At 38.6% G+C, this 12,420-nt stretch carries 12 protein-coding genes; 5 read left to right on the forward strand and 7 right to left on the reverse strand.

Annotation, left to right across the window (positions count from 1 at the left end):
• Positions 1 to 147: 147 nt before the first annotated feature.
• The 3 genes from BUC12_RS10920 to BUC12_RS10930 all read right to left on the reverse strand — a co-directional run bounded on the left by BUC12_RS10920 (position 148) and on the right by BUC12_RS10930 (position 3,262).
• Positions 148 to 762 carry a hypothetical protein gene (locus tag BUC12_RS10920; protein ID WP_062179598.1) on the reverse strand — a complete coding sequence of 205 codons (615 nt, stop codon included), beginning with the start codon at positions 760 to 762 and terminating at the stop codon, positions 148 to 150.
• A gap of 124 nt (positions 763 to 886) precedes the next feature.
• Positions 887 to 1,645: a NigD1/NigD2 family lipoprotein gene (locus tag BUC12_RS10925; RefSeq protein WP_062179600.1), complete on the reverse strand. Its 759-nt coding sequence runs from the start codon at positions 1,643 to 1,645 to the stop codon at positions 887 to 889.
• A gap of 189 nt (positions 1,646 to 1,834) precedes the next feature.
• The gene (locus BUC12_RS10930; RefSeq protein WP_062179603.1) at positions 1,835 to 3,262 is read right to left on the reverse strand and encodes a T9SS type A sorting domain-containing protein; all 1,428 of its coding nucleotides are present in this window, start codon (positions 3,260 to 3,262) and stop codon (positions 1,835 to 1,837) included.
• A 273-nt stretch (positions 3,263 to 3,535) separates the two neighbouring features.
• Here BUC12_RS10930 and BUC12_RS10935 point away from each other — a divergent pair, with 273 nt between their 5' ends.
• Positions 3,536 to 5,038, forward strand: coding sequence for a helicase HerA-like domain-containing protein (locus tag BUC12_RS10935; protein ID WP_062179606.1), 1,503 nt, complete (start codon positions 3,536 to 3,538; stop codon positions 5,036 to 5,038).
• Between the two features lie 253 nt (positions 5,039 to 5,291).
• On the opposite strand, the gene BUC12_RS10940 is transcribed toward BUC12_RS10935, so the two are convergent.
• Positions 5,292 to 5,603 carry a hypothetical protein gene (locus BUC12_RS10940; protein WP_062179609.1) on the reverse strand — a complete coding sequence of 104 codons (312 nt, stop codon included), beginning with the start codon at positions 5,601 to 5,603 and terminating at the stop codon, positions 5,292 to 5,294.
• 36 nt (positions 5,604 to 5,639) lie between these two features.
• A complete protein-coding gene (locus tag BUC12_RS10945; protein WP_244893473.1) occupies positions 5,640 to 5,858 on the reverse strand; it encodes a hypothetical protein in 219 nt (72 codons plus the stop codon).
• A gap of 143 nt (positions 5,859 to 6,001) precedes the next feature.
• On the opposite strand from BUC12_RS10945, the gene BUC12_RS10950 reads away from it, so the two are divergent.
• Complete coding sequence (locus BUC12_RS10950; protein ID WP_062179615.1) at positions 6,002 to 6,442, forward strand: hypothetical protein; 441 nt, start codon at positions 6,002 to 6,004, stop codon at positions 6,440 to 6,442.
• 10 nt (positions 6,443 to 6,452) lie between these two features.
• Here the strand turns inward: BUC12_RS10950 and BUC12_RS10955 are convergent, their stop codons facing one another.
• Together BUC12_RS10955 and BUC12_RS10960 are read right to left on the reverse strand one after the other, a co-directional pair.
• Complete coding sequence (locus BUC12_RS10955; protein WP_062179618.1) at positions 6,453 to 7,523, reverse strand: tyrosine-protein phosphatase; 1,071 nt, start codon at positions 7,521 to 7,523, stop codon at positions 6,453 to 6,455.
• A 212-nt stretch (positions 7,524 to 7,735) separates the two neighbouring features.
• On the reverse strand, positions 7,736 to 8,761 hold the full coding sequence (locus BUC12_RS10960; protein WP_070808582.1) for an FKBP-type peptidyl-prolyl cis-trans isomerase: 1,026 nt from the start codon (positions 8,759 to 8,761) through the stop codon (positions 7,736 to 7,738).
• Positions 8,762 to 9,329: 568 nt separating this feature from the next.
• On the opposite strand from BUC12_RS10960, the gene BUC12_RS10970 reads away from it, so the two are divergent.
• From BUC12_RS10970 to BUC12_RS10980, 3 genes are read left to right on the forward strand one after another with little or no spacing between them, the layout of a single operon-like run.
• Complete coding sequence (locus BUC12_RS10970; protein WP_062179627.1) at positions 9,330 to 9,911, forward strand: hypothetical protein; 582 nt, start codon at positions 9,330 to 9,332, stop codon at positions 9,909 to 9,911.
• A gap of 8 nt (positions 9,912 to 9,919) precedes the next feature.
• Positions 9,920 to 11,452 carry a PKD domain-containing protein gene (locus BUC12_RS10975; protein WP_062179629.1) on the forward strand — a complete coding sequence of 511 codons (1,533 nt, stop codon included), beginning with the start codon at positions 9,920 to 9,922 and terminating at the stop codon, positions 11,450 to 11,452.
• A gap of 16 nt (positions 11,453 to 11,468) precedes the next feature.
• Positions 11,469 to 12,047, forward strand: a complete 579-nt coding sequence (locus BUC12_RS10980; RefSeq protein ID WP_062179632.1) for a hypothetical protein — start codon at positions 11,469 to 11,471, stop codon at positions 12,045 to 12,047.
• The last annotated feature ends 373 nt before the right edge of the window (positions 12,048 to 12,420 follow it).

The raw sequence follows: 12,420 nt of genomic DNA on the forward strand, positions 1-12,420 counted from the left end.
AATGTGTTTCGTTTATGTTTACTTTGTCACCTAGCGAAAATACTGATAATCAACAGAAAGATCCACGTAAAGTGACAAAAGTGACACTCTTTTTGTTCTTTTTTTACTGTTCTCGGTATCTACTCTTTCCTTATCTTATAGATAAATTTACAGGCGTCTGATATTTACCATATTACTTCTAGGTAAAAGTCCATCCATAGATTCGAAATAGTCAAGTGTACGCTGGATGTTTCGCTTCGTCTCTTCACTGATTGTGATGCTTGCTCCACTTGCCTTGAATTCGACATTCTTTGAAGACGCTAACGCTTCTAAAAATTTCAGGTCATCTCTCTTAACTCCATCATCGTACCAGTTAAATGATCCCGATCCTTCAACAAACCTACTATCGGAACTTTTCGACCGGTTGGCTTTATATGTATAGAGTTTACCATCAATTGTAAATTTATACGTAGCCGCATCGCCATATTGTATGCGCAGTCTCAGATTGCGGGCAACATCATCCGGAGCCTGAAAATAAACATACAAACCGGTCTGATCGGCAGACAAAGCATTCTTCACCTGAATCCATTCCCCGTCTTTAGTAAAATACTTTTCCAATGACTCACGGGATGCCTTTTCTACAACGGGCTCTTCTGTTTTATCTTCTACTGTTTCTATTGTATCAGCCTTTGCAACCTCTTCGGTTGTGGTATTAGTTGGTTGTGCTCTGTTGCACGAAAATGTAACGGATAAAACAGCCAGAGAGTAAATCAGCTTTTTCATATATATAGTAATAGCGTATTTATTAATCAAAGGTAGTGATAATGTCTAAAAAACAAAAAAGAGATTTCTTCACAGAGATCTCTTTTCTAGGAAAATCAAAAAGTAATTATCAAATTGCCTAATATTACTTAAGTAATGAGGTATTCATATCAGGCATACCTGTAATATTGTTATTTAACTTTGCTGTAGACCCATTAAAATTGTAGGTTACAGTATATGTTTTAGAATCTTCTTCGGATTCTTTCGCTTTAATCACCAGTTTAACAGATCCGGCACCTGTAGCCTTGAACGGACGTAGATCGAATGCAGCGTAATTGGTTATGCTATACTTTTCAGTATCACCGTTAGCATTATGCCTTAGTTCCAGTTCTATCACATTCTCTTCGGATTGAGACCCGGACTCTTCCAACTGATTCTGTACAAGATTAATTGTATGAGTTATTGAGCCTCCTATATTAATCCTGAAATGGATATTCAGATAATCATCACCAGTCCACATGTCCAGAATTTTGATAAGATCATTACCAATTTCCTCTTCATTTTCGGGAGTCAGATTTATTATATCCTTAGTCAATATCTCATCCAACCCGTTGATCTTAACATAATGATCGTATTCTCCGACCTGATCCGAAAGCAGTGTGTAATTCACTACCACCCGTTGATTCGCCTTAGGACTGTAATTTACATTAGAAGCCGCAGGCCATAGAGTCGCTCCGTTATCTAAAGTCAGATAATAAGTTCCGGTTTCTGTATCTATCGGATTCACAGTTGCCAAAGAAACTGTAAAGTTTCCTAAATCATAACCGTCATCGCTACAAGATGTAAAGTTAAGGACTCCTGTAATGGTTATGATCAGAGCTAATATATATTTATAAAACTTCATTTAAAAACACTAATAATTTAATCCTTCTGTTATTAAGATGCACAGATTAACAAAATGTTGCATAGGCGGTTCTAAATATTTTTCCATTCTCAAAATACAGTTTATTCTTTTTAATGTAGTCATTGGCTACTATTCATAAAAAAAGCCCACTTAATTGTAGTGGGCTTTTTAAGCATAAAAGAATAATTTTTATCTTTTCAATATAACCTTTTCACTGACTTTAGTTTTGCCATCAGACTTTTCCAATATATATATTCCCTCTGACAATGTTGTAGTGCTTAAATCAAAACCATCAGCATTACTGGTGGAATAAACCAATACACCAGAAAGATTATAAACCTTAACCGATTGTGGTGTAAATCCGGCATCAACTTCAAGAGATTTCAAACTCAAAGAACTAAGGCCTCCACCCCCCAATCCTCCGGAACCAGCTTTAAATTGGTATAGTCCGGAACCAGTTCCACATTTATTAGTCACATCTACTCTAAGTACTATATAATTATTATCCCATGGTGTTATCCATATCGATCTGCCTATATTCGAAGATAAGTATACATCGCCCGATACCCGGGTCCATTTATATGTAGTGGTAGCATCCAGACCTTCAAAATTTACGGTTAATTCTGTTGCTTGTCCTGTCTTTAAATTTAAGATAGGTATATTTTGCTCTACCGGAAGCCCTACCCAAACTTCAGAATTTTTAAAAGTATAACTCTTTCCGGCATAAGAGACATTGGCAGTTACATTAGCATATCCGCTACCTTGCGATTTAAACACAGCCGTAGTTGTTCCTTGTCCGCTACTAATGGTCATACCTGTTCCTCCTATCCACTGGATACTAGCTCCCGCAGGCACACCTACTAATGCGTAAGTTATATTCTCATTTTTACATGCAATTTTATTCGAGGTAAGTTTTAATTGTGCATCCACATAACGTTCAATCTTAAAAGTTGCAGCTGAACCATTGCTTGTACGATTGCATGCTTTAATAACCGGATAAACCGAAATAGTTGTCCCATCTAAATCAGAAGCTCCATATTGTAAAGTTTTCCACGAAACACCCTCGCTCTCAGCACTTCCAATTTTCCAAACATATGTTGATGTTTTAAATTCGGCCTTGGTCATTTTGTAATAGAATGTCTCTGTAGTATTTACATTTAAATCTAAAGTACCCGAACTACCATACGGAATTTTTATTACTTTGTTGGTAGCATCCAGCCCTGCACACCTAAATCCATAATATCCATAATCTGAAGCCTGTGTACCGACAAAGCTTGCTACATAAATATCCTGGTCAGCAAGTCCTTCTGAAGTACTAACCATTAATTTTTGTCCGGTTTTGAACCCTTTATCATCCCATTTCACAGAAAATGAAACAGTTTGAACGCCATTAGTCATATTAAAATTAGCTGTTTCCTGATTATTGGATGTCACTTTGCCTCCTATAGCCGTAACAGACACAGTTAGGTTATTAGAAACTACGGGTTTTGCCAATTTAAAGGTATAGGTATACGCCGTATTGGGACATACTTGTTGCTCTCCTGTTATAGTTGATGTTTGTCCATAAATACCGCTGAAAATAAAAAGAGTAAGGAATAAGAATAATAATTTTTTCATAGTGTATTAAGTTTATATGTTTGCACAACAAAAATATACCACTCTAGACAAATAGCGCATAATTGAATTCTAAATAAAATCTCTTTTATAGGTGATAATTACAATATATTATTGTACCATTTCTAATCTTTATTCATAGGATATTGTTATAAGTGCATTAAACCATAATTTATCGTCATAATTATTTAATAATTAAAAAATAGGCCGATCTATCAAGTATTTTTTATTTTTGCTAAAAATCCATATCAATTATATACACAACTTATATAGAATATGTTTGATAACGAAAAAAACGCCTTCATTGCTATTTCCGGCTCCAATGAAGTTTATCTAAACCCCAAAATGGCTAACAGGCATGGTCTTGTTACAGGCGCCACCGGTACCGGAAAAACAGTGACACTGCAAAATTTAGCCGAAACCTTCAGTAAAATGGGTGTTCCCGTATTTGCTTCGGATATAAAAGGAGACCTCTCCGGAGTGGCGAATGAAGGAGGAAACAAAGAAAGCGTTGTAAAACGGGTCGAGTCATATAACCTCAAAGAAAAAGGATTTATATTCGAATCGTTCCCCGTACAATTCTGGGACGTATTCGGAGAACAGGGTACACCTGTCAGGGCAACTGTTGCAGACATGGGGCCCCTTCTTCTTAGCCGCCTTCTCACTCTCAACGATACCCAAAGCGGCGTATTGAGCATCATCTTTAAAATAGCCAAAGACGAGTCTCTCGAACTTATAGACCTGAAAGACCTACAAAAAATATTGGAGTATGTAGGAAACAATGCAGCCACATTTACCACCAATTACGGAAATATATCGGCGGCCAGCATCGGAGCCATACAACGTGGATTGCTACAATTGGAACAAGGCGGAGCCGACATGTTTTTCGGAGAACCCAGCCTCAATCTGGATGACCTTTTGCAGACAGCAGGAAGCAAAGGAGTTATTAATATACTTGCTGCCGATAAACTGATGAATTCCCCCAAAGTTTATTCGACTTTCCTTCTCTGGATGATGACAAAGCTATTTGAAATTCTCCCCGAAGTCGGAGACCCCGAAAAACCTAAACTGGTATTCTTTTTCGACGAAGCACACCTGCTGTTTAACGATGCTCCAAAGGCATTGGTGGAAAAAATAGAACAAGTGGTGCGTCTCATACGCTCCAAAGGGGTGGGTATCTATTTTATTACACAAAGTCCGTCCGATATTCCCGATACAGTACTTTCTCAATTAGGTAACCGCATACAACACGCCTTGCGCGCTTATACACCTAAAGACCAGAAAGCCCTGAAAGCCGCAGCGCAAAGCTTTAGAGCCAATCCCGATTTCGATACCGAAAAAGCTATTTCGGAACTGGGAACAGGTGAAGCCTTGATATCTTTCCTCGACGCAAAAGGTGCACCTCAACCGGTAGAAAGAGCGATTATCCTACCTCCCGAAGGACAGATCGGACCAATAACCGAAGACGAACGAAAAACCATCGTTGCTTCTTCTGTTGTAAACCGGTTCTATGCCAATAGTATCGACAGGGAGTCTGCATACGAAATACTCACCGAACGGCTAAACAGTATACAGCAGGAAAAAGACAAAGTTGTACAAGATAAGGCTGATGAGAAAGCCCGCAAAGAACAAGAAAAAACTGCCCGTGCTCAGGAAAAGCAAGACCAACAGGCTACGAAACAGCGGAACAAAATGTGGGGGGCAATAGCCGCTTCGGTAGTTGTTCCATTAGCCAAACAGCTGATCAGTTCATTCTTTGGAAGCAAAAAACGAAAATAAGGTTTCATAGACAGAACTGTAATACCATGTACATAATCTTGATGGTACAACCAGTAAACCTTCACCTAAAAGGATTATAGAAAATACAACACATTATGCTATAATAAATAATTGCCCCATTATACCCAAAGTCAAAGAAATAAAATAACAGAGGCACCGGTTGATTATAGTGCCTCTGCTTTTCTAATTAAATAAATGTAGAGAAATAGATGTGTTTCTCTAAGGTTAATAAGGATATATATATTAGGGTCGATCAGTTCGGTGCATATAATAACATAGATTCCGACAGTACGTCTATCATCTTTTCCTCGTTATAGTTCTCGGTAGGAATAAGCAATATCCGGTAAATATTTTCCCTTTGGCTGTAGCGCGAAAAATCTTCGTCCACAGTCACTATACCCGATGAACTGATTGTCCCTATCAGTTCTGTAGTGGGTTTAAAGTAAATTTCGCAAGGGATAGGGTAACCTTTGGCTGCATAACGGCGGTCAAAAGACAAAAAAACTTTGCGACAATCAATTATGACTGACGTATCGTTATATTCTATACTGACAGAGGAATCCATGTGTAAGTTTTGTTGTTGTTTTAAGTTTGGTTTTATCTATTCCATCTCAGAGTCCCATATCTCCCAAACCTGATCGGGTGCATTAATATCAAATTGCCTGAATATAGCTTCTATCCCCTCTTTTATATGTGCAGGAATATTAGGGTAACAAGTTCTCTTCCTGTAATAGTCCTGCTTCGAACAGCCAAGAAAACGGATTATTTCAGCCTGAATCTTGTTGTATTCCGACTTTGCAATTCTATCTAATCCAGGCATAAAAGAATAGTATTTCTTATCTATTGCCATTTTTTCACGAATTTGGTTACTTTTGTAATATGTAAAGTTAATGGAAATACAAATTTAAGTAAAATTTTCCATTAAAGTTAATATTTGGGAGAATTTTACCACAAAATAACACTATGACTTTTGGGGATAGGTTAAATCTATTGATTAAAACTCTTGGCAGTAAGAGCGTTACTTCTTTTGAAGACAAGGTCGGTGTAACCCGGAAAATATTTGCAAAAGTAATTCGGGTAGGAACAGATACTGGCTATAAAAATCTTCAGAAAATATGGGAAATATATCCTGAGGTTAATCTTCACTGGTTGCTTACCGGTGAAGGGGAAATGCTTCTGAACCCAAGATCAACAACGGCTTATTCCAATACTTTGCCGGATGCCCGTCTGGCCGAACCTGCAGCTTCATATAATCAAGACGAATATATTCAATCTTTGAAAGACCAAATTGTAATACTAAAAGATCAAGTCACAATACTGAAAGAAGAGAGTGCAAATAAACAGAGCCTTCTTGATATGATTAAAAGAGGTGATATAATCATTAATCCAAGCAGGGAAGAGTAAAATTTTCCATTTACGGATATAAAAGGATTTGGCGAAGTTTTTCCCGTTTTGCCTGCGTAAGCCCCAGCCGGTGCACCATATATTCATCCACCGATCCATTCAAACTGATCATCCATGTCTTTGCATAATCAAGATAAGACAAATCAGCCTTACAGATTACCGTCGCTGCTTCCTGCATACGCTCCGGTAAGAAACGGGCTTCTCCGATAACCTGTTGTTCGCTTATGCACGAATTAGAGAACAAATAATCATCCACATTCGTATCATCCGGAACCCCCAAAGCTCTGAGTAAAAAATAGCTGGCCAAACCTGTGCGGTCTTTACCTAAATAGCCGTGAAATACTACCGGATAATTACTCTCATCGCAGAGTAAATCGAAAAACTCGGCATACTCGTCGGAATAATGCTGGATCAGGATCTTATACATATCCTGAGTAAATACTATAGCATCTCCTCTATAGAAACTGCCATCAAGTACCCGCTCGCGTATATAAGACCGGTTTCCGGAAGCGATCGGTATAGATATCATTTGTTGTCCCCTGAACAAGTCGGGACTGGATTCGTGCTCTTCGGTTTCCCTGAAATCGACTACAGTTCTAATACCCAAAGCATTTAATGTCTGATAATCTTTCGATGATAATGCAGAAAAATCGCCCGAACGATATAATTTTCCCCATTTTATCTGACGGCCATCCGAAGTAAAATATCCTCCGATATCCCTAAAATTCTGAAGATTATCCATCCTGAAATAATGGTTGGATATAACAGGCGAATAAGTATCGTTTACCCTCAACTTAAAAAACTTACGGGAGACAGAATCTGTTGCCGGAATATTTGCCACATAATCATTTATATCGGCTTCGAGCAAAGGAGGCTCGTTAAAAACAGAATCATCATCAGACATATATATCTTAATCTTCTTTGCAGCATCGCGGGGAGAAACTTCCCACCGCAGGACATAATTACCCACATTGTCCCTATCGCACGAAAAAGATATTTCCGGTTGTTTCGAACATCCGGAAGATACAAGCAGCGAGCTGATAAAAAGCAATTTAGTTATGGCAATATCCTTAATTTTCACAACAATTCGATTCAAAAAGATATTTTTGATTATTTTTTTATTGATAGTCTGGTATCGTTACAATTAATCTCAAAAAGCAAATTTATGACCAATTTATTAAAAAATAAAGAAGGATGAAAGCTATTCGCAATCATCCTTCCCTATTTTATGAATATTTAAATGAACAGGCTATTTTACCGTATCCTTCTTATTCTTTTTTACCTTTTAGATAATCATTTTACGATTTCCAGTAATTCTATCTCAAATATCAGGTTAGAATATGGTTTGATTGTTCCCCTGTCAACATCGCCGTAAGCCAAATTATAAGGAATATAAACTTCCCATTTCGACCCTACAGGCATCAGTTGCAAAACTTCGGTCCACCCCTGGATAACTCCTGTTAATGCAAAAGTAATTGGCTCACCTCTATCGATACTGCTATCGAATACAGTACCATCTATAAATGTACCTTTGTAATGCACCTTTACCTCGTTACTGACTGTCGGCTTGGGACCATTTCCTTCTGTAAGGATTTTATATTGTAAGCCGTCTTCAAGAGTTACAACCCCTTCTTTTTTTGCATTCTCGGCCATAAACCGTTCACCGGCTGCAATAACTTCGGCATATTCCTTTTTCTTTTCTTCATTGACCTTTGCTGTCATATCCGCCATTCTGCTATCTACGATATGCTTGCTATCCTCTACCCGAAGAGAGTTCTTTGACAGGTAATCTTTTACCCCCTCAAACAGCACTGCATTATTCAACTTCTCATCTGTACCTGCAAATGCCTGTTCCGAAAATCGTCCGGATACGTTAAGCAATTGTCCGCCAACTTCCAAACCTGTGGTGTATGCTTTGTTTACATCTTTGGTTTCGAGTTTCTCGCGGATTCCTCTCAATAATTGTTCCAGATTAGAATTGTCCGCAGCTGTTATTGAATCCATTTTCGCTGTTAATTCATTTTTAAGACGGATTTTTTCGTCCTCGTCAGCTGTTGCCTCTATACGGCTGTTATAATCTCCATAAATAGCATTAGTATCACTCACTACTCCTAATTGCTGAAGATATTGTACCAATCCGTTTTCGGCAAGAGAGACCCCGAATGCATAGGCCAGAGTATCGCTCTTAGAAACTAAAGGCGCAACTGTTGTTGCTACTTCCTGTTTATCACTTTTCTTATTCTTCTCTTTCTTCTGTGCATAAACTCCGAACGAAGAAACCGCTACTAAAAATAATACTGATAATGTTATACGTTTCATATATTTAAAACTGTTTATTTCGTACACATGATTTTTTCAGCGACAAAAATACTGATTTTTAATCATTATATGGAGATTCAAGATTATTTCCTATATTTGCCATTCAAACAAATTATTGTACTCCAATCAGTGGCGAATATTTTCACACATATAAACAATATAAAGGCTCTAAATTTTAACAATTTAGATTTGTCTTTGTGTGCTGAAATATTAGAGAGAGAGAGAGAGAGAGAGAGAGAGAGAGAGAGAGAGAGACGCATCTAGCGTAATAACAAAACAAAAAAATCTATTGTGTCAAAATAACGGAGCATTTTTTTATGCCTTCGTTCAAATCGTCGTATACATCCACTTCCAGATAAGTTGGCAGGGCAAGCTATGTCGGATCAAGTCAGTACTTTTTTGTTGTCGTTTCGATTTTAACCTTGACAGCAGCTTGCCTGCCTGCCAACTATCCCTATCACCGGACTACAATACCCGCTTCATGCATCTTGAATACTCTATGTACAAACAATCACTTTACATAAAAACAACAAAAGGGTCTGTGACCTCAACAACCAAACAAATGACAATGAAAAAAAGTAAATTGTTTTTCGCTTGTCTGCTTGTGACAATATCCATGCAGGCACAAGTGGGAATAAACACTACCACACCTCATGCCAGTACAACACTAGACATCGTAAGTCCTCAGAATAACAAAGGGCTACTCATCCCCCGGATGACAACAGTACAAAAAGAGGCTATAAGCTCACCTGCGCCGGGATTAATGGTTTATGACACAAACAAGAAATGTCTGTCTCAGAATGTCGGCGTCGAAGCATCGCCCATCTGGATATGCCTTACCCAAAACGAAACTCGTTTCTTTTACATGCCTTCAGTAGCAATCGATGCTTCCGCAACTGCCTCCGGACGGAGCCTTGACTTATACACTGAATACAAAAATCAGTTTGGAACTCCTGATGCCAAGAGTATCAGTGCCCCTGGTGCTATACCTTATTTTCCCTCGGCCGGCGATTTATATTATTACATTACATATTATGATCCTGCTGTAATCAAGATCAATGTAATTGACGATGATGGTAAAGTAAGTTACGACGTACTTAAACAAGCCGATTATCAATCCTTTATGAATGTAGTATTTGTAATTAAATAAACTATCGGATGAAAAAAGGATTACTACTTTTGCTACTCACCCTGACATTACATACCGTAGCACAAAAGAATACAAACATCTGGCACTTTGGAGCAAAAGCGGGATTGGATTTCAACACAACACAGTCTTTCACTTCTTCTAATCTGGGTGTTATAAACAATGTACCGAAACCCATTGCCGGATTTTTCACTACAACCGAGGGATGTTTCTCTCTGTCAGATAAGTTATCCGGCGAACTTATGATGTCATCCGACGGAAGTACCATCTATAATAAAAGCGGCGCAATAATGGCCAATGGCTCAGGATTATTAGGTAACTCATCATCAACCAGCTCGGGTATAGTTGTCCCATTTCCGGGTAACAGAAACCTTTACTATGTATTTACTGTATCGGATGTTACAGCGGCACGTAACGGGATAAACTACTCGATAGTGGACATGACACTGAATAGCGGGCTGGGCGGTGTTGACCCTGCAAGAAAGAATATCAACTTATCCCTTGGGACCTCCGGATATACTAAAACTGATGTAGCAGAAAATATTGCCGCCATACAGCACACTAACGGAACAGATTACTGGTTAGTGTCCCGGTTCAGAAATGTTATATTAGTCTGGCAGATTTCTGCCTCGGGCGTTTCAGAACCCACCGTTTATACAACCGGGCATAGTGTCGGAGTACACCCTTATCCTGTAGGAGGAGGCATCGGATATTTAAAATTTAATAGTGACGGCTCCAAATTTCTTTTTTTCGACCATTTATATGCTGCCGGAACCAAATCATGGCTAACAATAGCAGATTTTGACAGATCGACCGGAACTGTATCAAATATAAAAGAGCGCACAGCTACCGAATTCGGTAGTCCCTATGCCCTCGAATTTTCGATAAGTGGCGAGTACGTATATGTTACCACTGTCGAATACGGATCGGCAAACGGGCTGTATCTGGCAAAAGTAAGTGATATCGAAAATCTATCCGTCGCTACCATACCGGTAACTAAGCTGGCTAATGATATAAGCTGCGTTCAGATGGGTGCTGATGGCAGAATTTACGGAATAGCATATAATAGCCGTAACCTGTACATAGTGCTTAACCCCGATTCGGGAAACGGAGAAGTAGCTCTTTTAGCCAACTATTTATTATCGGGAACAGCCGGGCGCTACGGGCTTCCCGTTTTTGCTGTTTCGTTTTTCAAGTCCGAACCTGTACAAAGCAAAGAAATTATCTGTGCCGGAATAAGTAATACTTATAAGATAACAGTAAGTCTGGGAGGTATAGCCCGGTTAGCCACTCTCAAATGGAACTTTGGAGACGGAACTATAATAACCGAAACCCTGCCTGCCGGCAGTGCCAGCGGAACCTACTCCTACAATCATACTTATGCTTCAACAGGTACTTATACGGTAAGTGTCATCCCCGGAATTGATGATGGAGACGGAATAGTCTATGAAGATGCGGATAAGGTAAGCGAAAAAACATTCGATGTAGTCGACTGCAGTATCATATCCAACCGCATGATCAGACGCGATGTAAAACGAGATTAAATAATTATATATAAAGATGAGACATTTTGTAATTCTGTTATTCTTAATATCCGGCTTTAATAATATCTATAGTCAGATAGGCATTAACATAGAGACTCCACACAACAGTGCCGAACTGGAGATCAACTCAACCAACAAAGGGGTTACTACTCCCCGGTTAACCAATTCTCAGATTCAGGCAATTATTTCTCCGGCAGCAGGCCTGATGATTTATAACACAGACAAAAAATGCTTGTATGTAAACCTCGGTAGCGAATCTACTCCGGAATGGATCTGCATGACCAAGAACGAAACCCGTTTTTTTTATATGCCTTCTATAAATATTGCAACTCCGGCAACTGGAACCGTAAGCACTCCTCTTGACCTTTATGCTGAATATATCAGGCAATTCGGTTCTCCTCTTGCAAAAAGCAACAGTGCACCTTCTATTATCCCATACTACAGCTCGGCTACAGACTTGCACTACTATATCACATATTATGACAAGAATGTGCTAAATATATCGCATATAGACGACACCGGAAAAGCAACATATAGCATAGTCAGAAAATCGGATTATGATACATATATGAATGTAGTATTTGTAATTAAATAACGAATATAAACGCGATTATCTTTGTATAGTCGCGTTTTGCATAATCGAAAACAATCCTTATATTTGCCGCATAAAGACTTATTAAGCACTTAAATGCAACTCAATATTTTCACACATCAAAACATTGTAAACAATCTAAATTTTAACAGTTTAGATTTGTCATTGTGTGCTGAAATATTAGAGAGAGAGAGAGAGAGAGAGAGAGAGAGAGAGAGAGACGCATCACAGGGCGTTAACTAAACAAAAACTTTTATTGTGTCAAAACTACGGGGCATTTTTTTATGTCTCCGTATCATTTGTCGTATATATCCAATTCCAGATAAGTTGGCCGGGCAAGCTGTGTCCGGTAGGATCATTGTTGTTTTGTTGTCGT

Source organism: Indolivaga macrotermitis, assembly GCF_900128985.1.
Classification (GTDB): Bacteria; Bacteroidota; Bacteroidia; order Bacteroidales; family Dysgonomonadaceae; genus Dysgonomonas_A; species Dysgonomonas_A macrotermitis.

What these genes read in the sequence shown, in the direction of transcription:
- BUC12_RS10980 (WP_062179632.1), top strand. Translation starts at nt 11,469, where the DNA reads ATGAGACATTTTGTAATTCTGTTATTCTTAATATCCGGCTTTAATAAT.
- BUC12_RS10940 (WP_062179609.1), bottom strand. Translation starts at nt 5,603, where the DNA reads ATGGATTCCTCTGTCAGTATAGAATATAACGATACGTCAGTCATAATT.
- BUC12_RS10930 (WP_062179603.1), bottom strand. Translation starts at nt 3,262, where the DNA reads ATGAAAAAATTATTATTCTTATTCCTTACTCTTTTTATTTTCAGCGGT.
- BUC12_RS10970 (WP_062179627.1), top strand. Translation starts at nt 9,330, where the DNA reads ATGAAAAAAAGTAAATTGTTTTTCGCTTGTCTGCTTGTGACAATATCC.
- BUC12_RS10945 (WP_244893473.1), bottom strand. Translation starts at nt 5,858, where the DNA reads ATGCCTGGATTAGATAGAATTGCAAAGTCGGAATACAACAAGATTCAG.
- BUC12_RS10960 (WP_070808582.1), bottom strand. Translation starts at nt 8,761, where the DNA reads ATGAAACGTATAACATTATCAGTATTATTTTTAGTAGCGGTTTCTTCG.
- BUC12_RS10950 (WP_062179615.1), top strand. Translation starts at nt 6,002, where the DNA reads ATGACTTTTGGGGATAGGTTAAATCTATTGATTAAAACTCTTGGCAGT.
- BUC12_RS10920 (WP_062179598.1), bottom strand. Translation starts at nt 762, where the DNA reads ATGAAAAAGCTGATTTACTCTCTGGCTGTTTTATCCGTTACATTTTCG.
- BUC12_RS10935 (WP_062179606.1), top strand. Translation starts at nt 3,536, where the DNA reads ATGTTTGATAACGAAAAAAACGCCTTCATTGCTATTTCCGGCTCCAAT.
- BUC12_RS10975 (WP_062179629.1), top strand. Translation starts at nt 9,920, where the DNA reads ATGAAAAAAGGATTACTACTTTTGCTACTCACCCTGACATTACATACC.
- BUC12_RS10925 (WP_062179600.1), bottom strand. Translation starts at nt 1,645, where the DNA reads ATGAAGTTTTATAAATATATATTAGCTCTGATCATAACCATTACAGGA.